This window comes from Phycisphaeraceae bacterium, from assembly GCA_019454185.1.
GTDB lineage: Bacteria > Planctomycetota > Phycisphaerae > Phycisphaerales > UBA1924 > JAHBWV01.
The window spans coordinates 1,566,297-1,591,762 of the sequence record CP075368.1 but is presented as its reverse complement, the minus strand read 5'-3'; the positions used below and the strand labels follow the sequence as shown (position 1 = coordinate 1,591,762).

General features: G+C 63.0%; 21 protein-coding genes and 1 pseudogene. 17 read left to right on the top strand and 5 right to left on the bottom strand.

Going from position 1 to position 25,466, the window contains the following annotated elements; all coding sequences use genetic code 11:
• Positions 1–6: 6 nt before the first annotated feature.
• The gene (def, locus tag KF838_06765) at positions 7–567 is read right to left on the bottom strand and encodes a peptide deformylase (GenBank protein ID QYK49547.1); all 561 of its coding nucleotides are present in this window, start codon (positions 565–567) and stop codon (positions 7–9) included.
• Positions 568–696: 129 nt separating this feature from the next.
• Between def and KF838_06760 the strand changes: the two genes are divergently transcribed.
• From KF838_06760 to KF838_06750, 3 genes are read left to right on the top strand one after another with little or no spacing between them, the layout of a single operon-like run.
• Entirely contained in the window at positions 697–2,217 is a 1,521-nt protein-coding gene (locus KF838_06760; GenBank protein QYK49546.1) for a tetratricopeptide repeat protein, read from the top strand.
• Positions 2,218–2,256: 39 nt separating this feature from the next.
• Complete coding sequence (gene kdsB, locus KF838_06755) at positions 2,257–3,042, top strand: 3-deoxy-manno-octulosonate cytidylyltransferase (GenBank protein ID QYK49545.1); 786 nt, start codon at positions 2,257–2,259, stop codon at positions 3,040–3,042.
• 34 nt (positions 3,043–3,076) lie between these two features.
• Positions 3,077–5,056, top strand: a complete 1,980-nt coding sequence (locus KF838_06750; GenBank protein QYK49544.1) for a CTP synthase — start codon at positions 3,077–3,079, stop codon at positions 5,054–5,056.
• Positions 5,057–5,094: 38 nt separating this feature from the next.
• On the opposite strand, the gene KF838_06745 is transcribed toward KF838_06750, so the two are convergent.
• Together KF838_06745 and KF838_06740 are read right to left on the bottom strand one after the other, a co-directional pair.
• Positions 5,095–5,772 carry a hypothetical protein gene (locus tag KF838_06745; protein QYK49543.1) on the bottom strand — a complete coding sequence of 226 codons (678 nt, stop codon included), beginning with the start codon at positions 5,770–5,772 and terminating at the stop codon, positions 5,095–5,097.
• 260 nt (positions 5,773–6,032) lie between these two features.
• Entirely contained in the window at positions 6,033–7,079 is a 1,047-nt protein-coding gene (locus KF838_06740; GenBank protein ID QYK49542.1) for a hypothetical protein, read from the bottom strand.
• Positions 7,080–7,180: 101 nt separating this feature from the next.
• Here KF838_06740 and KF838_06735 point away from each other — a divergent pair, with 101 nt between their 5' ends.
• From KF838_06735 to gcvT, 3 genes are all read left to right on the top strand, one after another.
• Complete coding sequence (locus KF838_06735) at positions 7,181–7,669, top strand: hypothetical protein (GenBank protein ID QYK49541.1); 489 nt, start codon at positions 7,181–7,183, stop codon at positions 7,667–7,669.
• Positions 7,670–7,733: 64 nt separating this feature from the next.
• Positions 7,734–8,609, top strand: a complete 876-nt coding sequence (panC, locus tag KF838_06730) for a pantoate--beta-alanine ligase (GenBank protein QYK49540.1) — start codon at positions 7,734–7,736, stop codon at positions 8,607–8,609.
• Between the two features lie 108 nt (positions 8,610–8,717).
• Complete coding sequence (gene gcvT, locus KF838_06725) at positions 8,718–9,845, top strand: glycine cleavage system aminomethyltransferase GcvT (GenBank protein QYK49539.1); 1,128 nt, start codon at positions 8,718–8,720, stop codon at positions 9,843–9,845.
• 22 nt (positions 9,846–9,867) lie between these two features.
• Here the strand turns inward: gcvT and KF838_06720 are convergent, their stop codons facing one another.
• Complete coding sequence (locus KF838_06720) at positions 9,868–10,575, bottom strand: hypothetical protein (GenBank protein ID QYK49538.1); 708 nt, start codon at positions 10,573–10,575, stop codon at positions 9,868–9,870.
• 131 nt (positions 10,576–10,706) lie between these two features.
• Between KF838_06720 and eno the strand changes: the two genes are divergently transcribed.
• From eno to KF838_06670, 10 genes and pseudogenes are all read left to right on the top strand, one after another.
• Positions 10,707–12,008: a phosphopyruvate hydratase gene (gene eno, locus KF838_06715; protein ID QYK49537.1), complete on the top strand. Its 1,302-nt coding sequence runs from the start codon at positions 10,707–10,709 to the stop codon at positions 12,006–12,008.
• A 50-nt stretch (positions 12,009–12,058) separates the two neighbouring features.
• A complete protein-coding gene (locus KF838_06710) occupies positions 12,059–12,631 on the top strand; it encodes an NUDIX hydrolase (protein QYK49536.1) in 573 nt (190 codons plus the stop codon).
• A 9-nt stretch (positions 12,632–12,640) separates the two neighbouring features.
• Complete coding sequence (locus tag KF838_06705) at positions 12,641–13,675, top strand: hypothetical protein (protein ID QYK49535.1); 1,035 nt, start codon at positions 12,641–12,643, stop codon at positions 13,673–13,675.
• Positions 13,676–13,823: 148 nt separating this feature from the next.
• Positions 13,824–14,927, top strand: a complete 1,104-nt coding sequence (locus tag KF838_06700; GenBank protein ID QYK49534.1) for a rhomboid family intramembrane serine protease — start codon at positions 13,824–13,826, stop codon at positions 14,925–14,927.
• A gap of 53 nt (positions 14,928–14,980) precedes the next feature.
• A pseudogene (locus KF838_06695) lies at positions 14,981–16,198 on the top strand (queuine tRNA-ribosyltransferase).
• A gap of 53 nt (positions 16,199–16,251) precedes the next feature.
• Entirely contained in the window at positions 16,252–16,752 is a 501-nt protein-coding gene (gene yajC / locus KF838_06690; protein ID QYK49533.1) for a preprotein translocase subunit YajC, read from the top strand.
• Positions 16,753–16,861: 109 nt separating this feature from the next.
• A complete protein-coding gene (secD, locus tag KF838_06685) occupies positions 16,862–20,311 on the top strand; it encodes a protein translocase subunit SecD (GenBank protein QYK49532.1) in 3,450 nt (1,149 codons plus the stop codon).
• Between the two features lie 9 nt (positions 20,312–20,320).
• Positions 20,321–20,980, top strand: a complete 660-nt coding sequence (locus tag KF838_06680; GenBank protein QYK49531.1) for a LysM peptidoglycan-binding domain-containing protein — start codon at positions 20,321–20,323, stop codon at positions 20,978–20,980.
• Positions 20,981–21,011: 31 nt separating this feature from the next.
• Positions 21,012–22,046 carry an NAD-dependent epimerase/dehydratase family protein gene (locus tag KF838_06675; protein QYK49530.1) on the top strand — a complete coding sequence of 345 codons (1,035 nt, stop codon included), beginning with the start codon at positions 21,012–21,014 and terminating at the stop codon, positions 22,044–22,046.
• Between the two features lie 29 nt (positions 22,047–22,075).
• On the top strand, positions 22,076–23,062 hold the full coding sequence (locus tag KF838_06670; GenBank protein QYK49818.1) for an SDR family oxidoreductase: 987 nt from the start codon (positions 22,076–22,078) through the stop codon (positions 23,060–23,062).
• Between the two features lie 92 nt (positions 23,063–23,154).
• Here the strand turns inward: KF838_06670 and KF838_06665 are convergent, their stop codons facing one another.
• Positions 23,155–23,862 carry a hypothetical protein gene (locus KF838_06665; protein QYK49529.1) on the bottom strand — a complete coding sequence of 236 codons (708 nt, stop codon included), beginning with the start codon at positions 23,860–23,862 and terminating at the stop codon, positions 23,155–23,157.
• Between the two features lie 205 nt (positions 23,863–24,067).
• On the opposite strand from KF838_06665, the gene KF838_06660 reads away from it, so the two are divergent.
• Positions 24,068–25,408, top strand: a complete 1,341-nt coding sequence (locus tag KF838_06660; protein QYK49528.1) for an amidohydrolase family protein — start codon at positions 24,068–24,070, stop codon at positions 25,406–25,408.
• Positions 25,409–25,466 lie beyond the last annotated feature (58 nt).

Below are 25,466 nucleotides of genomic sequence, written 5' to 3'. Positions count from 1 at the left end.
GTCTGGTCAGTGTGCGGCCCGTTCGAGGTCTTTGATGGCGCGGCGAGCGCGGAGCCGTGAGAGTTGTGACATCCGGTCGAGGATCAGGACGCCGTCGAGGTGGTCGGTTTCGTGCTGCCAGCAGCGTGCCAGGAGCCCTTCGGCCCGGACAGAGAACTGGCGTCCCTCAAGATCGAGTGCCGTGATCGTGATCCGGGGGGGGCGGAGGACTTCGCCAGAGATATTCGGGAGGGAGAGGCAGCCCTCGTCGTAGGGTTCGACGATCCCCTCGGGCTCGGAGAGGACGGGGTTGATGTAGACCGTGGGGCTTAGGGTCGCGGTGACTGGTGCGGCCGAGGCGGAGCGTCCGTCTTCGGGGTCCTCTGGTACATGGGCGACGAACATGCGCCAGGAGAGCCCGACCTGCGGCGCGGCGAGACCGATCCCCTCGGCCTCGTGCATGAGCGAGATCATCCTGCGTGCGACGTGGCGGACTTCGTCGGTAATGGAGGTGATTTCGGTGGCCCGGCGACGCAGCACGTCTGCCGGGTAGTTGACGATTGAGAGTGTTTCGGGATCAAGGGACATCGGCCGATCGTATGAAGCGAGAGGCGGTCCATCCGCCGGTAGGGATACGTTGTACAATCCGGGCCGGACTTTCGGGCGTGGACGCCTCGATACCTTGTTTGGCGCCTCAGGTGCCGTTGGACGTACAGCATGGGCTTGTTTGGGAAGAAGAAGGACGAGACGTCGCAGGCGTCGTCAGCGACGGGCACGAAGCCGGCCTCCGAGGGGGCTGCGGCTGGGTCTGGTACGGACCCTGAGCCGGAGAAGGCGCAGCGGTTCTTTGATCGGGCCAAGACGGTCCATCAGACCGGGAGCTACGAGTACGCGATGCAGCTGTGGCTGCAGGGGTTGCGGTTTGATCCTGGGAGCATGTCGGGGCTGGAGGGGTACTTTCAGTCGGCGACGCTGCACGCGGAGAAATCCGGGGGGAAGATCAGCAAGGAGACGGCGAAGGTCTTTGACGGGAAGTCCCCGGTTGAGAAGTTCCTATTGACGGTGCTGGCGTGGTCCATGAAGATCAAGGATGCGTCGTTGGCGGTGAAGTCGACGGAGGCCGCGGCGGGGCTTGAGCTTGCGGAGACGGCATTCTGGATCGGCGAGAAGGCGCTGGTGCTGAGCAAGGGGGAGGCGAAGCCGAAGAAGGAGAACTTCACGCGGCTGCTGGAAGCGTTCGCGAAGGTTGGGGCGTACGACAAAGCGGCCGAGGCGGGTGATGTTGCGCTACGGCTCGATCCGGGTGATGGAGATCTGTCCGGACGTGTGCGGAATATGTCTGCGCAGTCGACGATGGCGAAGGGTGGGTTCGATCAGACGGGGAAGGCGGGGGGATTCCGGGCGAACATCAGGGATCTCGACAAGCAGCGTCAGTTGGAGGATGCGGACCGCATCGTCAAGACAGAGGAGACGATCGATCGCCTGATCGCGGATTCGGAGGAGGCGTACGCAAAATCTCCGGGTGATCTGGCGGTGATCGGAACGTACGCCAAGCGTCTGCGTGAGCGTGGTCGTCCAGAGGATGAGGAGACCGCGTTCAGAGTGCTGAGCAAGGCGTTCGACGAGACGAAGCAGTTCAGGTTCCGCCAGGAGATGGGGGATATCCGTCTGCGCAGGGCGTCGCGTGCGCTGAGAAAGCATGAGGAGGCGGCGGCGGCGAATCCCGAGAACGCCGAGCTTGTAGAGAAGGCGAGTCAGGCGCGGACCCAGTTTCGCAAGATGGAGATCGAGGAGTACAAGCTCCGCGTCGCGTCATACCCCACGGATCTCGGCCTGAAGTATGATCTCGGGCGGAAGTACTTTGAATCAGGGCAGTATGAGGAGGCGATCGCGCTGTTTCAGGAGGCGCAGAGCGATCCGAAGCTGCGCGGGCAGGTTCTGGGCATGCTCGCGGAGTGCTTCCTGAAGATCGAGTGGCTGGATGAGGCGATCCAGACATATCGGCGCGCGATCGAGGTTCTGGGTGAGATGGGTTCGCCGACCGTCCTGCTTGAGCTGAGATATGGTCTGGTGATTGCTCTGCAGGAGAAGGCGACGAAGGAGCGAGACGCGGATTCGGCGGTCGAGGGGTTTCGGCTTGCGTCTACGATCGCGATCCAACAGATCAGCTATCGCGACGTGAGAGTCCGGCGCGAGCAGTTGAAAGCACTCGTGAGCGAGCTCGGCGGGAAGTTGTGAGCCGCCCTGCCGGGTGGTGAGTGATGTGCGGAGGGTGTGATGGGATCGGGAGCGGGTGCGGTTGTGTTGATTCCTGCCCGGCTCGGGTCGACGCGCTTTCCAGGGAAGGTGCTCGCGTCCAAGACCGGAAGGCCGCTGATCTGGCATGTCGCGACGAGGGCCGCGAGGGTTCAGGGTATCGCGAGGGTGGTTGTGGCGACGGACAGCGAGCAGGTGGCTGCGGTTGTTCGGTCGTTTGACATCGAGACGGTGCTGACGGGTGAACATCCCAACGGGACGAGCCGGCTGGCTGAGGCCGCGGCACGGCTGGGGCTTCCTGATGAGTCGCTGATCGTGAATGTCCAAGGGGATGAGCCGGAGATCGATCCGGAGACTATTCAAGCGGCTGCGGACGCGCTGGTTGGTACTGGGGCGGAAGTCGGCACGGTGGCATCGCCTCTCGGACCTGATGAGGATCCCGCGAACCCGAACATTGTGAAGGCGGTTGTGGGGTGTACGGGGCTTGCGCTGTATTTTTCGCGAGCATTGGTGCCGCATGATCGCGATGCAGGCCTGGGTGTGGCTGATGACGGGGGTGCTGCCCGTCCGCTGAAGCATGTGGGGATCTATGCGTATCGGGCGGGGTTTCTCCGGACGTATGCGACGCTTCCGTCGACGCCGCTTGAGCTGACAGAGAAACTAGAGCAGTTGCGGGTGCTTGAGCACGGGTACCGGATCGGGGTGGCGATCCGAGAGTGTCACTCACAGGGGATTGACACCCCGGAGCAGTACGAGGCATTTGTGCGGCGGTGGTGGTCGAAAGCGGAGAGTGATCCGGATTCGTGACTGGACGACTTGAGTCGGTTCGTTACGATGTCCTATGCCAAGCGGACGTGAGCGGATGAGCACTTCGTCGCAGGGACAGGGTTTGGGGCAGGGGGAATCGGGTCGATCCGAGCCGCCTGCCGAGAAGGGCTGGGGCGCGTCGCGTCGGAGTGGCAACGCCGGCGGAAAGGGCGACCTGCTCTCGTCGCTGGCTGAGACAACCACATCAACGGAGCTGTATTCACCGGTTCCGGACGGGTATCAGCGCGGGCGCCATCGGTACGTGGTGGTGCTTGGCACGGTGATGAGCGGTCTCGGCAAGGGGATCTTCGCGTCGAGCGTGGCGAAGATGCTGAAGGACAAGGGGCTGACGGTCGCACCGATCAAGATGGAGGGGTACCTGAACATCGATTCGGGGACGCTGAATCCGTATCGGCACGGCGAGGTGTTCGTGCTTGATGACGGCACCGAGTGCGACATGGACCTTGGCACGTATGAGCGGATGCTCGATCAGAACCTGACGCGGTGGAACTTCACGACGTCTGGGCAGATCTACTCGGAGATTCTCGATCGCGAGCGGCAGGGCGTGTACCTTGGACGTGATGTGCAGATGATCCCGCATGTCACCGGAGAGGTGAAGCGGAAGCTGCGCGAGCTTGCGATGCGCGGGGATGGAAAGAAGCCGGCGGATGTCGTGCTTGTTGAGGTGGGCGGGACGGTCGGCGACTATGAGAACGGTTTCTACATCGAGGCGCTGCGTGAGCTTGCGTTTGAGGAGGGGCCGGGCTCGACGTGCTTTGTCGCGTTGACGTACGTGATCGAGCCGAAGGCGCTGGGCGAGCAGAAGAGCAAGGCGGCGCAGCTGGGCATCAAGCGGCTGATGGAAGCGGGGATCCAGCCGCAGATGATCGCGTGCCGCGCAACGAACGAGGTCACGCACACGGTTCGCGAGAAGATCGCGATGTTCTCGAACGTGCCGATGCGTCGTGTGTTCTCGATGCACGATCGTCCGAGCATCTACACGATTCCCGAGGAGATGCGAGCGGACGGGCTGGACCGTGAGATTCTCTCGATCCTCGAGATGCACGACCGGGTTGATGTGGTGCAGGAGGATCGTTCGCGAGCGAGGTGGACGGCGTTCACGCACTCGCTGACCGCGTCGCACGATCGCAAGGTGACGATCGGTATCACGGGCAAGTACGCGGCGCTTCGGGATGCGTACGCATCGATCGACAAGGCGCTTGAGCATTGCTCCGCCCACCTGAAGTGCGACATCGAGCAGAAGTGGATCGACACGACGGAGATCTCGCCTTCGAATGTTGCGACGCAGCTCGCGGGTCTTGACGGTGTGATCGTGCCGGGCGGTTTCGGCGCGAGGGGGGTTGAGGGGAAGATCGCGTGTGTGCGGCACTGCCGCGAGAATCTGATCCCGTATCTTGGTATCTGCCTGGGATTCCAGGTCGCGGTGATCGAGTACACGCGGAACGTGCTGGGGCTCAAGGATGCGACGAGCACGGAGTTCGATCCTTCGAGCGACAATGCGGTGATCAGCGAGTTGCCGGACCAGAAGAAGATCGAGGGTCTCGGGGGAACGATGCGTCTTGGTGCGCAGGACGTGCAGGTGATGCCCGGAACGCTTGCGTCGTTCCTCTTCGGAGGGAAGACGAGCGTTCGTGAGCGTTTCCGGCACCGGTACGAGGTCGATCCGAAGTACATCGAGCGGCTTGAGGCGCACGGCATGGTCTTCTCGGGGCGTCACCCCAGTCAGCCGATCATGCAGATCATTGAGTTGGCGCAGCCGGGGACGGCGAGCACGCAGGGGCAGGAACAGAACACGCACCCATACTTCATCGGCGCCCAGTATCACCCGGAACTGACGAGCAGGCCTCTGACGCCTCAGCCGCTCTTCATGGGTCTGGTTGCTTCGGCGATCGGCAGGAAGATGGGTGATCAGCCGGAGTCGAGGGCGGTCCGAAAGACCCCCGAGCTCGTCCGCTGGTTGCGTGAAGGGCCTTCGTCGCTGCAGGGAAGCTGAGTTCGGGATACTGGGTTGGTGCGTGCTGAGCGAGCGGCTCAGCGTGCTCGATCGGCGTGCCGCATGACTTTGGCGCAGTGCAGCAGGATGAGCGCGGAGCGTTTGTCCGGGCGGCCACGTTGCACGCAGGCGTTGTGCACGAGTGTCTGTGCGTGCAATGCAGCGTCGGGGTGCTGGTCGGCGAAGAGGGCGAAGGCGTGGAGTGCCCAGGGGCGGTTCGTGCCGTTGTCGGGCTGCATGTTGTCGAGGTGCCAGAGGACCGATGAGAGGCAGCGGTTCATCACTTGCCCGTCGTTCCGCGTGACCGCGAACGCGGTGAGGGCGTGGAGTGATGAGAGTTCGACCTCGGTCCATGCCTCGATTCCCTGCTCGCGGAATGTCGGCGCGAACGGCCCGTCAGCGTCGATGAGGTCGGCAGGCAGCGGCGAGCCGGGTCGAGCGAGGGACTCCCAGATGGTGAGATCCGGACGAATAAACAGTGATTCGGCAAGGTTCTGGGTGAGCGTGGCCGGTGAGTCTGAGGGGGTGGGGATGTCGAGAAGATGGGCAATCAAGGGGAGATCGGTTGGAAGTCGGCTCTGGTTCTCGTCTCGGAAGGAGACGGCGAACGCGAGGCGCGCATGCGGCGTTGACTCCGGCGATTGAGGGAGTTCGGGAACAACGGGGTTCGCCAGAGATTCGAGATGTGTAGCCCAGATTCTGAAATCGATGCTCACGGGTGGAGGGTATGTCTCTGCAAAGATTCGGCTGTTCGCAGTACGGTCGTCTTTTGCCGGCGCGGGCGTGCTGGTAGATTACGACGCCGTGGAGAGAGTTCTTGAATGGTGGAGACGCTACACGCGTGCGCGATGCGTGATGTGTGGCGACATGGGCAGGGGGCTCCAGCGGCGGCGCTGGTGGGCAACGTATCAGTGCCCGTGTTGTGGGGGTGATCTGTACGCGCGGCCGCCTCGATCGCTCGCGAGCATGGAGGGGTTCAGGCCGAGTTGGGCTCTTTTGTTCGCGATGCGAAGTCTCGTGCGGTGTCTGTGGAGCGGGTGGGCGGTTCGTGACACGCGGCCGTCTCGAGTCCGGCGACCCGCCGCATTCTCGGCTGGGGCTGATCGATCGGGTTCTCGATCCCGCGAACGGCTCGGACAGGAAGATCGGGCCGACTGAATCTTGTGTATCCCTCGGCGCGGGTGGGGCTTGCGGGTGCCCTGGTCGGGTGCCAGAGGTGGAAGGCGGGGATCGATGCGACGGCGATTGCCCATCTGAGTCCGCCTCGCTGGTGGAGGCGGCGTGCGAGATCGTCGTCGTCGTAACCGTACCCCGTGTACTCCTCGTCGTAGCCGTTGATCTCGATGAGTGGGCCGAGGCGCACGGCGTGGTGGCCACCGAGGAGCTTGGGCTTGTGTCGCTTGCCGATCAGGGGCAGCCAACGCTTCTGCCAGAGTTGGCGTTTGTATCGGGCGTCGCGGGCTACGAGTGACTGTGCCTGCTCACTGTTCGGCGTCAGGAGGGCGGCGGCGTCCTGGGGTGTGTTCAGAAAGAGGTCGGCGGTAAGTAAGCCGGTTGCGTCCTCGGTGAGGTTGATTCTGTAGGGAACAACGACGTCGGCTTTGTTCTCAAGGTGCCGCTGGTAGGACTCGATCGCATCGGGGGCGAGGGCCATGTCGCCGTCGATGACGATGAGGAGGTCTTCGGATCGGCCTCCGTGAGAGAGGATGGCGCGCACCCCGTTGTTGCGCACCTGGTTCAGGCGAGCTCGGCCTTGGTGGGGGCGTGAGACATGGAAGAGCGGCGGGGGGGGGCGATTTGAACGGGCAATCGACGCGCAGACTCTCGGCCATACCTGGTCGAGGAGCTGTTCGATCTCGGTGCTGGAGACATCGCACGTGACTGTGACGGCGTCCGGGAGCGGGGAGAGGATGCTGAGAGACGCGAGGCAGGTGTCGAGGTGGCGTGTTGTGTGCGTGGCAATCAGGAGGTGTACCTGTGGTCCTCGTCGTCCGGTAACTTCGTTGTCGCCGCCACGGGTCATGCCTGCGCAGTGTAGGGAGGCGGGGTGCGATGGCTGATCGAGCGGTTTGGAGCATTGCGGATCCGCCGGTGTCGATATGTGATACATGGGAGTGATCCACCATGAAGCCCGCGGACTCTGAGAAGCAAGTCAGTTTCCTGGATGACGACGAGCCGGTCTCGTCGTGGGTTGCGCCGCCGCCTTCATCGAGTGAGGGGAGGCGCTCGGTTGAGGGGGAGGTCGCATCGAAGAAGCCCGGGAGTGGCCCTTCGCGTTCTCGAAAGGGGCATCGGTTCGAGGCGGAGCTGGATGTCGCGGAACTGGATGATCGAGGCCGCCCGGTGTCGACGTGGGGGGCCCGGGGGCGTGAGTTGGATCGCTCGGTGCTTACCTTCATGTCTCGGCGGATGTGCTATCCGGGGCGGCTGGTTGTTGTGGCGGTCCATCTGATCGATTCGACGCCGGTGCCTCTGTTCGGCAGGGTTCGGGCGTGCGAGTACGAGGGCGATGGGTTGTGCCGCGTGGAGCTGGATCTGCTTGAGGTTCCGGAGGATCGGCCGATCCGCGACTGGCTCGACGCGATCATCCGGCGGCTGAGCGCTGCTCGGTAAGGAATGCAGGCCAGTTTGGATGGGGGCTTGACTCCTGGGGTGATGGCCCCGGACTCTTGTGTGCATGCGTGTGCTCCGTACAGCGGGTGAGATGGAGAGCTGGCTTGACGGGCTCGGATGGGCGTCGTCGGGTGGTCCTGTTGTGGTTCCGACGATGGGTGCGCTGCACCTGGGGCACGCGAGTCTTGTGGAGCGTGGCGCGGCGATCGCGCGCGAGCGTGGGACACGGGCGGGGTGCGTCGTGTGGGTGTTCGTGAACCCGACGCAGTTCAATGACAGATCGGATCTTGACAGGTATCCGAGGACGCTCGAGAGTGATGTCGGTTTGAGCGAGCGTTGCGGCGCGTCGGCGGTGTTCGCTCCGGACGCCGATGTGGTGTATCCGCCCGGGGTAGAGATAGACATTCCGGCACTTCCCGCTGTGGCGACAGAGCCGGGGCTTGAGGATCGCTTCAGGCCGGGGCACTTCGCGGGTGTGTGCCAGGTCGTGAAGCGGTTCTTTGGATTGATGCGTCCATCGGTTGCGATCTTCGGGGAGAAGGATTGGCAGCAGTTGCAGGTCGTGAGGGCGATGGTTGCACAGGAGTGCTTGGATGTTGAGATCCGTCCTTCGCCTACGGTGAGGGAATCAGACGGGCTCGCGATGAGCAGCCGGAATCGATTTCTCGATCGAGCGGATCGCGACAAGGCCTTGTCGCTGCACGCGGCGCTCGTTGCGGCCTCTCAAGCGGAGTCGGTCGGGGACGCAGAGCACGCGATGCAGGATGTGCTTCGGTCTCGAGGGGTCGAGGTTGAGTACGCTGTCGTCAGAGAGGCGGAGACGTTGAAGGTCGAAGAGCCCTGGAAGAGGCGAGAGGCGGGCGGCTCACGCGCCTTGATCGCGGCGAGGGTGGGGGCGGTGCGGCTGATCGACAACTGCGACTGGCTTTCCGGCCCTTGATGCGGAATCCATGCGGGGGTGGCGATGCGGGGTCGGCCGGTGTAGCGTGTGGGCCACGCGTCGAGCGTTCTTCGGTCGTTGCCGTACGAAACCGTCAGGAGTGAGCCCTTGCAGCGGACACCATTGCATGACTTTCACGTTGAGTATGGCGCGAAGATGGTCGACTTCGCCGGCTGGGAGATGCCCATATACTACTCGGGCATCCACGAGGAGCACCACCAGGTGCGCAGCTCCGGCGGGTTGTTCGACGTCTCGCACATGGGGCGGCTGCGGTTTACGGGACGGCACGCCAGGCGGCTTCTCGAGCGGCTTTGTACGCGTCGGATCGGCGACATGAGCCAGGGGCAGTGCCGCTATTCGCTGATGTGCAACGAGAGTGGCGGTGTCCGTGACGATGTGATCGTGATGCGGGTCGAGGAGGATGACTTTCTCGTCGTGGTGAACGGCGCGAACCGCGAGAAGATTGTCGGGCACGTGGAGAAGGTTCGGGCTGCGGACAATCTCGTCGCGAAGGTCTCAGATGACACACTGTCGTCGGCGATGGTCGCGTTGCAGGGTCCGAAGGTGATGGAGCTGATCTCGCGGGTCAGTTCTGAGGTTCCGACGCTGAAGCGTTATCGATTTGCGATCAAGAACCTGGTTATCGCGAAGCTGATTGTGAGCCGCACGGGGTACACGGGAGAGGATGGCGTAGAGGTGATCCTGCCGGCGGGGATGGTGGGGCTTGCGATGAAGCTGCTGCTGAAAGACGTGAACATGAAGGAGGCGGAGGCGCGGGTGAAGCCGGCGGGGCTCGGGGCTCGCGACACGCTGCGTCTTGAGGCCTCGATGCCGCTGTATGGTCACGAGCTGGGCGAGGAGATCAACGCGCTCTCGTGCGGCGTTGACTTTGCGATCGCGATGGACAAGGACAAGGAAGAGGGCGGTCTGCCGTTCGTGGGCCAAGATGCCCTTCGGCGGACGCGCGACGAGGGGGGGCCGAGAAGCAAGCTGGTCGGGATTGAGATCGAGGGAAGGCGAACGGCGAGGCAGGGGAACGCGGTGCTCGTTGCTGGACGAGGCGTGGGCACGGTGACGAGCGCGTGCCTGAGCCCGACGCTCGGCAAGCCGATCGCGATGGCTTTCCTGGAAACGGCCGCCGTGGCCGATGGTGCGGGTGTGCAGATCGACACTGGCCGGGGCGTGCTTGAGGGCCGTTTGGTGCCGATGCCTTTCTACAAGGCGCCGAAGCAGTGAGATGATCGGCGGGGCGATGCGGTCAGTCTGATGCCGGTGGGATCTCGACCCAGTGGCCTTCCTGGTGGCGGACGATCGTGCCCGTGGCGAGGTAGAGGACCTGCTCGGCGATGTTGGTGCAGTGGTCGGCGATGTCTTCGCATCGGGTTGCCAGTTCGTGGATCACGAACGCGAAGTCAACGGACATCTTGCCAGAGGCGATCTGGTCTTCGGCGTTGCGGAGCAGCGCGGCCTTGAACGCGGCGACTGCGTCCTCGCTCTGGAGCACGACCTTGGCGAGGCGTGCGTCGGTGCGATCGACGGCGAGCCCGACATCTCGGACGATGCCGACGACGCTGTTGGTCATCACACGCAGTGTCGGGGGGCAGACCGGCATCGCGGCCGGCACACGGGAGACGGCTTCGGCGATGGCGACTCCGACATCGGCGATACGTTCGAGTTCGTTGTTGACCTTCACGATCGTCAGAACGTGGCGGAGCTGGAGTTGATCGAGCTGTGCGCCCTGGCTTGTCGCGTCGGCGAGGAGCGAGACCGATGCCCGCTCGAGCTCGACATCGATGCGATCGATCTCGTCGTCGAGCCGGGGGACGGAAGCGGCCCGCTGTTGATCGCGTGAGAAGAACGAATCGAACGCGCACTCGACCAATGCCTGTACGCGGCGTGCCTGTGCCGCAAGGTCTTGGCGGAGTCCGTCGATCCGATTCGCGAAACCTTCGGGTGTGGTTGGCATAGGGGTGTTCTGTAGCGTGATCTTACCCGTTTGCGAGCGATCGGGGCGCACCGGAAGTCGAGGAAGCGACCTAGTCTTGTCACTCGCTCGGCGTGCCGCTCTGTGCCGCGGGCATATCTGGAGGTTTTCACATGCCCTTTGACATCGAGTTTGTCCACGCACGCCAGATTCTCGACTCTCGAGGAAACCCGACGGTTGAGGTCGAGGTCGCGTTGAGCGGCGGCACGGTCGGTCGGGCCGCGGTGCCGTCCGGCGCGTCGACCGGCGAGAACGAGGCGGTCGAGCTGCGTGACGGTGTGGCTGGGGTGTACCTCGGCAAGGGTGTGCTGAAGGCCGTGGAGAACGTGAACGACCGGATCGCGGAGGCGGTCGAGGGGCTGGATGCGCGCGATCAGGAGGGGATCGATGCGTTGATGATCGAGATGGACGGGACGCCGAATAAATCGGAGCTTGGCGCGAACGCGATGCTCGGGGTTTCGATGGCGTGCGCCCGTGCCGCGGCGGATGCCTCGGACTTGCCGCTGTTCCGGTATCTCGGTGGGACTGGTGCGCGGACGTTGCCGGTTCCGATGCTGAACATTCTGAACGGCGGGAAGCACGCGGACAACACGGTGGATTTCCAGGAGTTCATGGTGCAGCCGTGGGGCTTTGAGACGTTCGATGAGGGGCTGCGGGCGGGTGTCGAGATTTATCACGCGCTGAAGAAGGTTCTGCACGGGCGTGGGCTTTCGACGGCGGTCGGCGATGAGGGCGGATTCGCGCCGAATCTCAAGGCCAACGAGGATGCGTTGAAGATCATTGAGGAGGCGGTGGGGAAGGCCGGCTATAAGTGGGGTGAGCAGGTGTTCGTCGCGCTCGATCCGGCGGCGAGCGAGTGCTGGACCGAAGCGGCGAAGGACGGCAAGCAGGGGTACAAGCTGTTCAAGAGCAGCCAGGAGATCCTGACCAGCGATCAGATGGTGGATATGTGGGCCGAGTGGTGCCGCAAGTATCCGATCCGGTCGATCGAGGACGGGCTTGCGGAGAACGACTGGGCGGGATGGAAGAAGCTGACGGAACGGCTCGGCAAGACGACGCAATTGGTCGGCGACGACTTGTTTGTGACGAATCCGAAGTTCCTCGAGCGTGGGCTTCGCGAGGGATGCGCGAACGCGATTCTCGTCAAGGTGAACCAGATCGGAACGTTGAGCGAGACGTTCGCGGCCGTAGATCTGGCGATGCGGAACGGCTATTCGGCGGTGCTCAGCCATCGATCGGGGGAAACCGAGGATTCGACGATCGCGGATATCTGCGTCGCGACGAACTGCGGGCAGATCAAGACCGGGGCTCCGTGCCGTTCGGACAGGAATGCGAAGTACAACCAGCTGATCCGGATTTCGGAGATCCTCGGGGATCAGGCGGTGTACGGCAGCCGGACCTGGCGGCGGGGTTGATACCCGGGGTGGATCGGCACCGTGAGACGGAGTCTCGGTACAATCCGGCAATGGAATCCACGGCACGCATGGATGGTTCGCCGGGTCGGGTTGTCTCTCGGGAGACCATCCACCAGACGCGCAAATTCTCGTATGAATCTGTCACTGTCGAGCGTGGCAGCGCGACCTATGAGGTTGCTGGCATCAAGCATCCGGGCGCGGTCGTGCTGCTTCCGATCATGGACACGCAGGACGGTCGGGTTGTGGTCATGATCCGCAACTATCGCCCGTTACTGGGTGAGCACGGCAAGGTGATCTGGGAGTTGCCGGCTGGCACGATTGAGCGGGGCGAGCCGGTCGAGGTGACAGCGCACAGGGAGTTGGTTGAGGAGACCGGCTATTCGGCGCAGCATCTGGCGCCGATCTGTCGCTTCTACACGACGCCAGGGATGACTGATGAGATCATGTGGGCCTACGCCGCGCACGGACTTGTCCATGTGGGCGCACGTCCGGAGCCGGATGAGTGGATGACGATTGAGCTCGTGCCCGTTGCGCGTGTGCTTGCGATGATCGAGAGCGGCGATCTGGCCGATGGGAAGTCGATTGTGTGTCTTCTGGCGGCGGCGCGTCGGGGCATGCTGTAGGAACGAGCCATGGGTTGGCAGGATCGGGACTATCAGCGGGGCGGCTCTGGCCGGGGGAACTGGCTGAGGCGTGTCTTTGGCGACGGAGAGAATCCGTTTTCGTGGGCGGTGCCGCTGTTCACGGCGTTCCAGATCCGCGTCAAGGTCCACGTCCTCTTCATTCTGCTGATCATCATGAAGCTGATCTGGTCGGCTTCGAGCGCGACCATGGGTGTCGGCCACATGCTGATGGGTATGGGGTTGCTGTTTGTGTTGGTTCTGCTGCATGAGTTCGGGCACTGCTTCGCGTGCCGCTGGGTTCAGGGTGAGGCGGATGAGATTCTGATGTGGCCACTTGGCGGGCTTGCGTCGTGTAACCCGCCGCGCCACTGGAGGGCGCACCTGGTGACGGCCGTGGGCGGGCCGCTGGTGAATGTGGTGCTTCTGCCGGTGCTTGGGGGCCTGCTGCTGGCGTTTGGTCAGGGGTGGGGGAGCGTGGTCTTCAACCCGTTCCAGCCGCGTGTTCCGCTGGGGATTCTCGACAGTTGGGGTATGGTTGCGCTGTGGTGGGCGTACTACACAAATCTGATTCTGCTCGCGTTCAACGTGCTGTGCCCGGTCTTCCCGCTGGATGGCGGGCGGATTCTTCAGTCGCTGCTGTGGGCGAGGATGGGGTACGAGCGTTCGATGGATATCGCGACGCGGATCGGGCTCGTCGGAGCCGCGGGCTTGTTTGTGCTCGGGATGGTGGGCGGCCAGACCACGTTGATGGCGATCGCTCTGTTCGGTGGGATGACATGCTGGGTCGAGCGGAAGCGGATGGCATTCATGGCTGATGGGGGGGGATATGCGATGGCCGGGATCCGGTCAGAGGCGAGCCGTAGGGAGCAGGCGGCGTTCGACAGAGCTGCGAAGAAGCAGGCGGCCCAGCGTGAAGAGCGGGCGCGGCTTCAGCAAGAGATCGACCGGATCCTCGGGAAGATCTCGCGGGAGGGGATGGCGAGTCTGACGAAGAAGGAGCGGCAGACGCTCGAGCGTGCGTCGAAGCCGGGTGCCGAGAGGTAGGACAGGTTTCGGCCTGAACGTGGGTTCTACGTCGGATCAGGGTCGATCGCCGATATCTGCTGAGGTCAGGGCACGCGATGCGGAACCCCGGTCAACAATTGGCCGACGCATCTCATGGTTGCTATTCGGAACGGAGGTCGGGATCGGCATGGGCATCAGCGATCGTGATTATGCACGCCATCCGGGGAGGGCTCGCGGCTCGACATCGGGCCGGATGCGTCTTGGCGTCGGGTCGCTGAGACTGTTGTCCTTCAACGCGTGGCTGATCGGTCTGAATGTCGCGATCTTCGTGCTGGGGATCCTGCTTGCTGGGAGGGGCGTGCCTGTCCTGATCGAGCGGAGTATCGATCCGAGCACCCCGCCGAAGGCGAAACTGGTGATTCTCGACCAGATGCTGACGACCGGTGGGCAGCCGGTTGCGCCGGGAACGCCGGTTCCTTCGTCGGGGTACTTTCGGCGTCCGATTCTGATCGAGGGTACGAATCAGATCGTCGGGACTGCGCTGTACCAGATGATGGATCCGCTGACGGCATTCGGGCACTTTTCAACATATCAGGGGTTTCAGCGGGTGGAGGTCTGGCGTCTCGTGACGTTCCAGTTCCTGCACGCGAACTTCGCGCACCTGCTGCTCAACATGCTCGGGTTATACTTTTTCGGTGGCACGGTCGAGAGGAATCTGGGGTTCAAGAAGTACGCCGCGTTCTACCTGGTGTGCGGTATTTTCGGCGGCTTGGCGTATCTCTTGCTGAATGTGCTGGGCAACGTCTTGCCGTTCCAGATTCCCGGGCTGCTGTTCCATGCGACGATGATGCCGCTGGTCGGAGCGTCCGCTGGGGTGTTCGGTGTGATCGTTGCGTGTGCGTATCTTGAGCCCCGCGAGAGCGTGCAGTTGCTGTTCATCCCGATCGGGATTCCGCTTCCGTGGTTCGCGTACGGGTATGTGCTGTTCTCGATTCTGAATCTGCTGTCGGGCGGGAAAAATGCGGGCGGCGATGCGGCGCATGTCGGTGGGGCGATCGCGGGGTATTACTTCATCCGCCATTCGCACCTGTTGAGGGATTTTTTCGATGTGTTCACTGATTCGCGAAGGCCTCAGGGGCAGCGAGGGCGAGGTGGGGCGGGTGTGGACGCGGAGCGCGAGATCGATCGGATACTTGCGAAGGTGAGGGCGACCGGTGCGGACAGTCTGACGGGTGCTGAGCGACGCACGCTGCGATCGGCGACTGCACGCGGGCGCGGGGCTGACGCGTGAGTTCCGGACCGCTGCGATTTCAGGTGCTCTCGCGTTGCGTTGAATCGCGTGCGCGTGTGGGGCGGGTTGAGACGCTGAACGGCGCGTTCGATACGCCGGCGTTCATGCCCGTCGGAACGCGGGGATCGGTGAAGGGCGTGCTGCCTCAGCAGGTCGCGGCGACGGGTGCTCAGATCTTGCTGAACAACACGTATCACCTGATGCTGCGTCCGGGTTCGGAGCTGATCTCACGGCGTGGAGGTGTGCACCGGTTCATGGGCTGGAACGCGCCGATCCTGACGGATTCGGGCGGGTATCAGGCGTACTCGCTGGCGGCGATGAATCGCGTGGATGATGACGGGGTGACGTTCAAGTCGATCGTTGACGGCTCCGAGGTGCGTCTGACTCCGGAGCGTGCGATCCACGTGCAGAACGAGTTGGGCGCGGACATCATCATGGCGTTCGATGACTGTCCGCCTTCGATCGATCCGGCGGTGGCTGCGCCGGAGCAGGAGCGTCTGTTGCAGGCGACGAGCCGGGATGAGCGAGCGCAGGGTGGGAAGAAGCGGGGCCGGGCGTACGACCACGCGGCGCGTCTGGATACTGCCAACGAGAGGACGATCCGTTGGCTTGAGAGATGCGCGAGGGCTCATGGGCGTGTATCTGAGCAAGCGCTCTTCGGCATTGTTCAAGGGGGCACGGACCTTGATCGGCGGACGTGGTCAGCCGAACGAGTCGCCCAGATCGACCTTCCGGGTTATGCGATCGGCGGCGTGGCGGTGGGCGAGTCTGGGGATCAGATCGCGAGGGTGGTACGGCACACCGCGCCGCTCTTGCCCGAGTCGAGGCCTCGATACCTGATGGGTGTGGGGTATGAGCGGGACATCGTGGAGGCGGTTCGTGCGGGCATCGACATGTTCGATTGTGTGCTGCCGACACGGAACGGTCGGAACGCAAACGCCTTCACGCGCGCCGGGCAGATCCGGCTCCGGAACCAGCGGTTCGCAGAGGATGACGGGCCGATTGAGGATGGGTGTGACTGCTACGCGTGCAGCCCCGGGGCGCATGGCTGGCCACTGCCAGGAGCGGTCGGTGGTGGAGGGGGCGTATTTTCTCGCGCGTACATACGGCATCTGTTCATGGCGGGGGAGATGCTGGGGCCGACGCTGGTGAGCATCCACAACCTAAGGCACTTCCAGCGTTTGATGGCGGATATTCGCTTCGCCATCGCAGGGGGCGGCTGGGCGGGATTTTTCGTTCGGTGGCCTGTGGCTGCCGCCAAGGTCGACTGATCGCCCCTAACATCGCTCTTGCGGAAGTTCATCCCGCAGGAAAGGTCTTCCACATGTCCGATGTGATCTCGATGTCTTGGGTTGGCCAGATCGGTTCGTCGCAGGCGATGGCGATGCAGGATGCAGCGGCTGGGCCGGGCTGGGCACCTTCGACGGCGGCTCCTGGCACTGGGGAGCAGCAGCCAGTCGGCCCCCGAACCGGGGCGGCCCAGCAGGGTGGCGGCTCGTTCTTCATGACCATGATCGTCCTGATGCTGGTCATGATGGTATTGATGACCGTTTTCTCGGGTCGGAAAGACCGGAAGCGGCGTGAGCAGCTGATCTCTTCGCTCAAGAAGAACGACAAGGTGCAGACCGTGGGCGGGATCATCGGGCATGTTGCCGAGGTCAGAAACGACGAGGTTGTGCTCCGAGTGGACGAGAACTCGAATGTGCGTCTGCGATTTGCGAAGGCGGCGATCACGGGTGTGATTCAGTCGTCCGGGGGCACGGATCGGGCTGTAGAAGAGAAGCCCAACGCCTTCCAGCGTGAGGCGACCGGGGCCGGTGCCTGACCGTTTGACAGCGCGTGCCACCGGGCGTTCGGTTGCCGGTGGGCTATCCTTTCTGCCCGGTCTTGAGGGGGTCCGTGTGGCCCTATACCTGTACACCTGAGCGGTCTCTATGCGTCACATTCTCCGCAACGCGATCTTCTCTCTTGCCATCCTTGTCATCGCCGTTTCGGCGATCTTTCCGGTTGATAAGAACATCCGTCTGGGCAAGGACCTGCGCGGCGGCGTGAGTCTTGTCTACGCGGTCCAGATCAGGCCCGGCGACGACGCCAGGGATGTGCTGAATCGGACGATTGAGGTTCTGAAGAACCGCGTCGATCCGAACGGCATGATGGAGATCTCGATGACCGCCCAGGGGCGGGATCGCATCGAGGTCACGATGCCGCTGCCGGGCGAGCGTGTCAAGCAGCTGGCCGCGGCGTATGAGGCGAAGCTCGCTGCGGTGCGGGCGAGGATGGTGACGGCGGCGGATGTTGATCGCCTTGCGCGGCTGGCACCGACTGAACGAGCGTCGGAGATCGCGAGACTCTCTGCCGGGGATTCGGCGCAGGCGGCGAGACTCGAGCGAGCGGCGGCGGCGTTTGACGCCGCTTCTACTTCGCGGGAGAGCTTGCGGCGTGCGGAGGCGGAGGGGCGTCCGGAGTCGGAGTTGGATGACCTCGCGGCAGGGGTCGCGGCCGGCGAGCGAGAGTACGAGTCGGCTCGTGCGGAGACGGTGCGGGCGAATCTGTCTGCGGAGGACATCCGGCAGGCGCTCTCGCTGAGCAACAGGACTCGCACGCTGCAGGGCGAGGATGGCACCTTTGTGACGCTTCCGAGCCCTCGGGCGCGTGCACTGACACGGATTCGAGAGCTTCACCCTGAAGCAGGGTCGCAGCTGGACGAGGTTCTGGCGGCTTACGCGACGCTCGAATCTGAGCGGCGCACCCTTGATGATTCGAGTGATCTCAAGCGTCTGCTTCGAGGTGCGGGCGTGCTCTCGTTCCGCATCGTGTGCGATGTCGGCGAGCACCCCTCCGAGCAGTCTCTGCGTGAGGAGTTGAGGAGGATCGGGCCTCGGAACGCGAAGGCACCCGATGCCGGTTGGTACAAGATCAACCAGTTGGAGAACTGGTATCAGAACATCGCGCAGCAGCGTGCGATGGAGCAGGACCCGGCGTCGTACTTCGCGATTCAGCGGGGGATGGTCGCGGAGGCGTACGACGGCGAGGTCTATGTTCTCTGCTGGAACACGCGGACGACTCGCCTCACGCAGGAGGATGGGCCCTGGGGCGTGGCGAGCGCGTACGCGAGCCAGGATGACATCGGTAAGCCGGCGATCAGTTTCGTGATGGACGCTCGGGGCGCGGTGCGACTCGGGGATCTGACACGAGACCATGTCGGCGACAAGATGGCGGTGCTTCTCGACGACGAGGTCTACACCGCGCCGGTTCTGAACAACCCGATCTCAAAGACCGGGATCATCATGGGTGATTTCTCCCAGGCGGAGATCACCTATATCGTGCGAGTGCTGACGGCTGGGTCGTTGACGGCTCGCCTCTCGCCGGAGCCAATCAGCGAGAACACGCTTGGTCCGGAGCTTGGCGCTGACAATCTGCGTCAGGGCGTGAGCGCGGGACGGATCGCTTTGGCTGCGATCGGCGTGTTCATGATCGTCTACTACTTCTTCTGCGGCGGTATCGCGGTCTTTGGTCTCTGCTGCACGGCCGTGATCGTTGTTGGTGCGATGGCGTTGAACAGGGCGGCGTTTACGCTTCCCGGTATCGCGGGCGTGATCCTGACGTTCGGCATGGCGGTCGACGCGAACGTGCTGATCTTCGAGCGTATCCGCGAGGAGCTGCAGCGTGGCGAGGACATGCGTACGGCTGTGAAGCTCGGCCATGCCAAGGCGTTCAGCTCGATCTTTGACGGCAACGTGACGAACCTGATCGTGTGCGTCGTGCTGGCGTACACGGGCACGCCGGAGATCAAGGGGTTCGCGATCACGCTGGGTATCGGCGTTGTGGCGACGCTCTTCTCTGCGTTGTTGATCACGCGGACGATCTTTGATGCCGCGGTCACGTACGGCGGGTGGCGGGCGACATCCATGTTGCCGATGGCGATCAAGCCGATCGGCCGGATACTCAGCCCGAATATTGACTGGATCCGCCTCCGGGGTATTTTCCTCGTCTTCTCAGTTGTGTATGTCGGGCTCGGGATCGTCATGATCGCGGTGCGAGGCGAGCGAATGCTCGACACCGAGTTCAGGGGCGGCGTGCAGGTCACGCTTCGGTTCGGGCTCGCTGATGAGCAGGTGTCAACACGTCACACGATGACCCGGCGCGAGGTCGAGGAGCGTGTGCGAGGTATAGGTGAGCGAGCGGGAGAACGCAGTTCTCTGGCGCAGATGCGATCCGCGGAGGTGCTTCCGATCAATGCGGAAGACGACGGCGTGACCTCCAGCACGTTCATCGTTCGAACGACCGTGACCGATCAGAACTCCGTTGTTGAATCTCTGACGACGGCGTTCCAGGATGTGCTCGACGTGCGTCCTTCTCTCTCGTTTGATCGCGATGAGGTCGCGGGCGTCAGAGATGCGCCGGTGTATCAGGTTCTGTTCCCGAGGTTGGGCGACAGCATCGATCGTCCGGGTCTTCTCGACGACGTCACTCCCTTCCTCGGCGGCGTTGCGATAGTTCTTGAGAACCTGAGCCCTCCTCAGTCGCTTGAGGACATCAAGGATCGTCTGGAATCACTCCGCGGTCAGCCGGACTTCTCGGACACGACGTCACGGAAGCGCGATGTGCTGGTTCTGGCGGGAACGCCCGACGCTGTGACGGGGGCGGTCGTGCTTGTGCATGATCCCGCGACGAGCGCGTTCGATAACCCCGACCAGTGGTGGACGACAGTCGCGACACGCGAGTGGCGGCTTGTTGTCGAGTCGCTGACAACGCCGACGACTCTCGCGGAAGTGCGGAGTTTCAGCGCCGCGGTCGCTGAGAATTTCAAGGCGAAGGCGGTTGCGTCGATCCTTCTGAGCATCCTGCTGATCGCGATCTATATCTGGGTGCGATTCGGATCTGCTTTGTACTCTGCGGCTGCGGTCGCGTGCCTTTTCCATGACGTGCTGACGTGCGTGGGATTTGTCGCGCTCGCCGAGGTCCTGTGGGATATTCCCTCGCTTCAGCCCGCGCTGCAGTCACTGGGCATCATGCCGTTCAAGATCGACCTGAACCTGATCGCCGCGCTGTTGACGATCATCGGGTACTCGCTGAACGACACGATCATCATTATGGACCGCATCCGTGAGAATCGAGGAAAGGTCGCGTTTGCGAGCCGCGACGCGATCAATAACGCGATCAATCAGACGATCAGCCGAACGGTGATCACATCGGGCACGACGCTGATGGCGATCGTGATTCTGTACGCTTTCGGCGGCCCAGGCGTGCGAGCGTTTGCGTTCACGATGCTTGTCGGCGTGGCGATCGGCACGTATTCATCGATCGCGGTCGGCGCACCGATTGTCTGGTCGAAGAAGTCCGAGCGTCTGAGCCAGAGGAGTCTGAGCGGCACCAAGTCGTGAGAGGTCGGCATGGACGCGATCCGGCGAGCGAGCATCGGGTTCGGCTTTCTTGTCGCGGTCTGGATACTTGTCTATTGGTGGTGGCAGCCCTCGTCGAGCAGGATCGCGTTCGATCCTGAGGCGAGTGCCGCGAAGCTTGTCGAGGGGCGGCCGACCGACGCGCCGTCTGCGGGGGAGCCGGTGCGATTGCCCGTGGTTCAGCAGACACCTGCGCCGCCCGTTGTTGCACAGCCCGCCCCCGAGCGGCGAGTAGAGCCGACGCAGGGTGTGCTAGCTCCTCGGTTCCGGCCCTACACGGTCCGCAGGGGCGACACGATGGAGTCGATCGCGTTGCGGCAGATGGGCTCGCGTGATCATGCGTCGGCACTATCGAGGGCCAACCCGCTTCAGGACCCGACTCGGCTGCGCGAGGGGATCACGATCCAGATTCCACTCGATCCTACGAATATTCAGGGGAGAGAGGTTCGGGCTGAGCCGCGTGCTCCTGCTGTGGGCGGGGGCACTGAGTATGTCGTGAAGCCGGGCGACACGCTTGCCGCCATTGCCCAACGGCATTACGGGTCGTCATCGCGATGGAAGGTGATCCTTGACGCGAATCGTGATCGTCTGAAGGATGAACGCTCATTGAGGCCCGGGCAGACGATCATTCTTCCGGCTCAGCCGCTCTGACGCGACGGTTCGGGCCTTCTAGGATCGTTCGATGGGCAACGCGAGTGCATACATCGTGACAGGCGGGGCTGGTTTTGTCGGCTCCAATCTTGTGGCTCGGCTGCTCCAGAACGAGCCCGGAGCTCGCGTGGTGGTCGTGGATGATTTTTCGTCGGGTTCTTACGCGAATCTCGTGGAGATGTGCCGCCGGCATGGTCAGCGTGTGTTCTCGGGCGAGGTGCTCGCGTCCGGGTGCGACGAGATCGATTGGGAGACACTGATCGAGGACACGTCGCCGTTGGCGGTCTTTCATCTCGCGGCGATCACGGACACGACAGTCGCGGACGAGCGTCGGATGATCGAGCAGAACTCTGAGGCGTTCCGCCCGATCCTTGGTGCGTGTCTCCAGACCGCGACGCGATTGGTGTACGCGTCGAGCGCGGCGACGTACGGCACGCCGGACGAGGCGTCTGAGCGGAAGGCGTTTCCGATCGAGGCCGCGGGTTGCCCGAATAACGTGTATGGATTCAGCAAGTGGTTGATGGAGTGTGACCACCGCGCCTGGGCGGAGACACACCGCGAGGAGGTCGGACAATCTCCATGGGTAGTCGGCCTTCGGTACTTCAATGTGTTCGGGCCGGGCGAGGCGAGGAAGGGACGGATGGCGTCGATGGCGTACCAGCTGTGGGCGCAGATCCATGCCGGTGGGCGGCCTCGGCTCTTCCGTGACGGAACGCAGGCGCGCGATCAGGTTCATGTTGATGACGTGGTTGGTTGCACGCTCGCCGCGGCGGGGCTCGGCGAGAAGAAGCGTCCTGTGCCGGGCGTCTACAACGTGGGGTCCGGAACGGCGACGGCGTTTGGAAGCGTTGCGGAGGCGGTTCGGAGGGGTTGCGGGCTCGGTGTGGATGAGCAGCCCGTCGAATTCTTCGACATGCCGGAGAACATACGGGCCTTTTATCAGGATTACACGTGTGCCGATCTGTCGGCCACGATATCGGGGCTCGGTTTTACTCCGAGCATCGACCCGATCGAGGGAGTCGAGGCGTACGCGCGTTGGTTGTGCGCGTCGTCGCGAAGGAACTGAGGCACGCATCGCCCGGTACTGCATGGGCGTTGGAGAGATCGCCAGTGAGTCTGAAACGAATTCTCGTGACCGGCGGTGCCGGCTTTCTCGGCTCGCATCTCTGCGAGCGTCTGGTCGATCAGGGTCACGATGTGATCTGCATCGATAACTTCTTCACGAGTCAGAAGTCGAACGTGGAGCATCTGCTCCCGCGAAAGAACTTCGAGCTGATCCGCCATGATGTGACGCATCCGCTCTGGCTGGAGGTGGACGAGATCTACAACCTCGCCTGCCCTGCGGCTCCCGGTCACTACCAGTACAACCCGATCAAGACGATGAAGACATCGGTGATGGGTGCGATCAACGTGCTGGGCATGGCAAAGCGGTGCCGCGCAAAGGTGCTCCAGGCGTCTACGAGCGAGGTGTACGGCGATCCGGACGTTCATCCTCAGCCGGAGAGTTATCGCGGGAATGTGAATCCGATCGGTCCTCGGGCGTGCTACGACGAGGGGAAGCGTGCGGCTGAGACGCTGTTCTTTGATTATCACCGATCGAATCGTGTGAACATCCGAGTGGTGAGGATCTTCAATACATATGGCCCGAGGATGCATCCATTCGATGGGCGGGTGGTCTCGAACTTCATCCGCCAAGCACTTGTCGGAGAGAGCATCACGCTGTTCGGCGATGGCCAGCAGTCTCGATCGTTCTGCTACGTAGACGATCTGATTGAGGCGATGATCCGCATGATGAACGGGCCGGACAGCTTTGTCGGGCCTGTGAACATCGGCAACCCGCACGAGTTCACGGTCCGCCAGCTCGCGGAGATGGTGATCGAGCTGACGGGTTCCTCATCGCAGCTTGAATTGAAGCCGCTTCCGGCGGACGACCCGCGCCAGAGGCAGCCGGATATCACGCTCGCGAGGCAGCATCTCGGCTGGGAGCCCGGTGTGTCGCTGCGAGAGGGCCTGAAGCGGACGATCGAGTACTTCCGCTCGATCCGCATGTCGGACTTCAGGGCTCCGACCCCGAATTTCTGACGGTCAAGCGCGGTTTCTCGCAAAGAGAAACGGCCCCCGGAGATCCGAGGGCCGCTTCGTCGTGTCATTCTCGTTTACCGATCGTTGGGCGATCAGCGACGGCGGCGTGCAGCGAGCATGCCGCAGAGGCCCGCGAGCATAGCGGTGCCGGGGGCGGGGACGATGGTGTAGGCGAGGAAACCGCCGGAAGCTGAGGGCATGCCCCAGTTGTCGGTGGCGTAGTCTGAGCGTGAGAGGTGGTCGATGCCGGGGTCGCCGCCGCCACCACCCGAAGTAACGACATCGAAGAGAACGACATCGCCAACGCCGAGACCGAGGGTTGCAAGGGAAACGGAGAAGCGTTGGTGGCCGGCTGCGTGCTGAGAGTCGTCAGAGCCGGAGAGGCCAGAGATCAGAGACCAAGAAGAGCCATCGTGTGACCAAACCTGACCACCGATGCCGGAGCCGCCGTCGTTAGCCCAGGTGCCGACCCAGTGGCTGATCGTGGTGCCCCAGTTGATGGGGCGTGGTCCCCAGGGGTTGTCGGTTGCGGTGCCCGCTCCGGTGTTCATGGCGACCATGTAGTTGCCCCATGAAGTTGCATCGAGATCCGCGTTAAGGCGGATGTCAAAGAACAGATCCGTCGCGTCGTTGGTGACTTCGACCGAGACGATGTCCAGGTGGTTGAAGCCCTGGCTGGCGAAGAAATTGTGGAGGTCTCCGCCACCGAGATGGTTCCCCACGTTGTCGTTGTACACATCGGCGGAGGCAACTCCGGCGATGGCGGCGATGGAAGCCGCAGCAAGCACACACTTCTTCATGTCACTCTCTCCGATTGGTGTCTGCCCTCGTCCGACACGGACTGAGGGTGTTCAACAGAGAAAGTACAGGTTTAGGGCGTAGAAAGCAACCTGTTGTGTGATAAAGAGATGAGGATTGGAAGGGTGTGATTCTGGACGTTTATGCAGTGGTGGCAGCAGCCGGCTCGGATCTGTTATGCTGGCTAGGGACGCAAGGAGTCTGTCAATGTCACGAAGTGTGGGCTGTTGGTTGGTGGGGGTACTCGCATCGATCATGTTCGGGTCATGGGGGGGTGCTCGTGCTGAGGGTGCGGACCAAGACGTGCTTGTGATACGGTGCGGTTGGCTTCTGGCTGAACCTGGCCAGCCACCGATCAAAGATGCGGTTGTCGTGGTGCGGGGTGGATTGATCGAGAACGTCGGGAGGGGTGGGGATTCGATCCCCCAGACTGCCCAGATTATCGATCTTGCCGATCAGTTTGTGCTGCCGGGCTTGATCGACTGCCACGTGCATCTTTCGACGGAGTTCACTGCTGACATCCGTTTGAGGATGCTGCAGGAATCCGATGCCGATCGAGCTTTTCGGGCGCTGGAGAATGCTCATAAGACTCTGCTGGCCGGATTCACGACGGTCCGTGACGTCGGCTCGTCTGGTGATGCAGTCTTTGCACTTCGGGATGCGATTGAATCGGGGAAGGTGAGTGGTCCCCGTGTGCTCGTCTCTGGAGAGGGGATCACGCCAACTGGGGGACACGGCGATGACACGAATGGATTCAGAGACGACCTGTTTCCGGTGCCGACTCCGGCGAACGGGGTTGTGGATGGCGTGGATGCGTGCCGCAGGGCGGTGCGTCATCAGGTGAAGCGGGGTGCGGATTGCATCAAGCTGACGGCGACGGGAGGGGTGCTATCGAACATCGGCGCGGGCACTGAACAGCAGCTCTTTGCCGATGAGTTGCGTGCGATTGTCGAGACGGCGCATCTTCTCGGGAAGCGGGTGGCGTGTCATGCGCATGGCACGCGAGGGATCAAGGCGGCGGTTCTGGCGGGTGTGGACTCGATTGAGCACGGGACGTTTTTGGATGATGAGGCGTTGGAGCTGATGCGAGAGCGCGGCACGTACCTCGTGCCGACGATCATCGCGGGCAAGACTGTGGAGGAGAACGCCGCGGTTCCAGGGTATTACCCAGCAGCCGTCGCTGCGAAGGCGAGGCAGGTGGGGCCCGTCATCCAGGAGGCGTTCGGGAGGGCCCATCGCGCGGGTGTGCGGATCGCTTTCGGGACGGATGCCGGTGTGTGTGCTCACGGGATCAACGCCCGGGAGTTTCTCTACATGACGGAGGCGGGGATGTCGGCGTCGGATGCGATCGTGAGCGCGACAGTGAATGCCGCGGATCTGTGTGGGCTGACCGGGGTGGTTGGTGCGATCAGGCCGGGAATGGCGGCGGATCTGATCGCGACGGCGACGAGCCCGCTCGATGATGTGCGCACGCTTCTCGACGTCAGGTTTGTGATGGTTGGGGGTGTGGTCGTGAAGCAGGGCGGGGCTTCACTGCTGCGTCCATGATGTGGGCGCGATCACATGTGCGGCCATGGTCAGCACAACGGATTCTTCGGCAGGCGGT

Coding starts and splice junctions, on each gene's coding strand:
- def (QYK49547.1), bottom strand. CDS start 567: ATGTCCCTTGATCCCGAAACACTCTCAATCGTCAACTACCCGGCAGAC.
- KF838_06760 (QYK49546.1), top strand. CDS start 697: ATGGGCTTGTTTGGGAAGAAGAAGGACGAGACGTCGCAGGCGTCGTCA.
- kdsB (QYK49545.1), top strand. CDS start 2,257: ATGGGATCGGGAGCGGGTGCGGTTGTGTTGATTCCTGCCCGGCTCGGG.
- KF838_06750 (QYK49544.1), top strand. CDS start 3,077: ATGCCAAGCGGACGTGAGCGGATGAGCACTTCGTCGCAGGGACAGGGT.
- KF838_06740 (QYK49542.1), bottom strand. CDS start 7,079: ATGACCCGTGGCGGCGACAACGAAGTTACCGGACGACGAGGACCACAG.
- KF838_06735 (QYK49541.1), top strand. CDS start 7,181: ATGAAGCCCGCGGACTCTGAGAAGCAAGTCAGTTTCCTGGATGACGAC.
- panC (QYK49540.1), top strand. CDS start 7,734: ATGCGTGTGCTCCGTACAGCGGGTGAGATGGAGAGCTGGCTTGACGGG.
- KF838_06720 (QYK49538.1), bottom strand. CDS start 10,575: ATGCCAACCACACCCGAAGGTTTCGCGAATCGGATCGACGGACTCCGC.
- eno (QYK49537.1), top strand. CDS start 10,707: ATGCCCTTTGACATCGAGTTTGTCCACGCACGCCAGATTCTCGACTCT.
- KF838_06710 (QYK49536.1), top strand. CDS start 12,059: ATGGAATCCACGGCACGCATGGATGGTTCGCCGGGTCGGGTTGTCTCT.
- KF838_06705 (QYK49535.1), top strand. CDS start 12,641: ATGGGTTGGCAGGATCGGGACTATCAGCGGGGCGGCTCTGGCCGGGGG.
- KF838_06700 (QYK49534.1), top strand. CDS start 13,824: ATGGGCATCAGCGATCGTGATTATGCACGCCATCCGGGGAGGGCTCGC.
- yajC (QYK49533.1), top strand. CDS start 16,252: ATGTCCGATGTGATCTCGATGTCTTGGGTTGGCCAGATCGGTTCGTCG.
- secD (QYK49532.1), top strand. CDS start 16,862: ATGCGTCACATTCTCCGCAACGCGATCTTCTCTCTTGCCATCCTTGTC.
- KF838_06680 (QYK49531.1), top strand. CDS start 20,321: ATGGACGCGATCCGGCGAGCGAGCATCGGGTTCGGCTTTCTTGTCGCG.
- KF838_06675 (QYK49530.1), top strand. CDS start 21,012: ATGGGCAACGCGAGTGCATACATCGTGACAGGCGGGGCTGGTTTTGTC.
- KF838_06665 (QYK49529.1), bottom strand. CDS start 23,862: ATGAAGAAGTGTGTGCTTGCTGCGGCTTCCATCGCCGCCATCGCCGGA.
- KF838_06660 (QYK49528.1), top strand. CDS start 24,068: ATGTCACGAAGTGTGGGCTGTTGGTTGGTGGGGGTACTCGCATCGATC.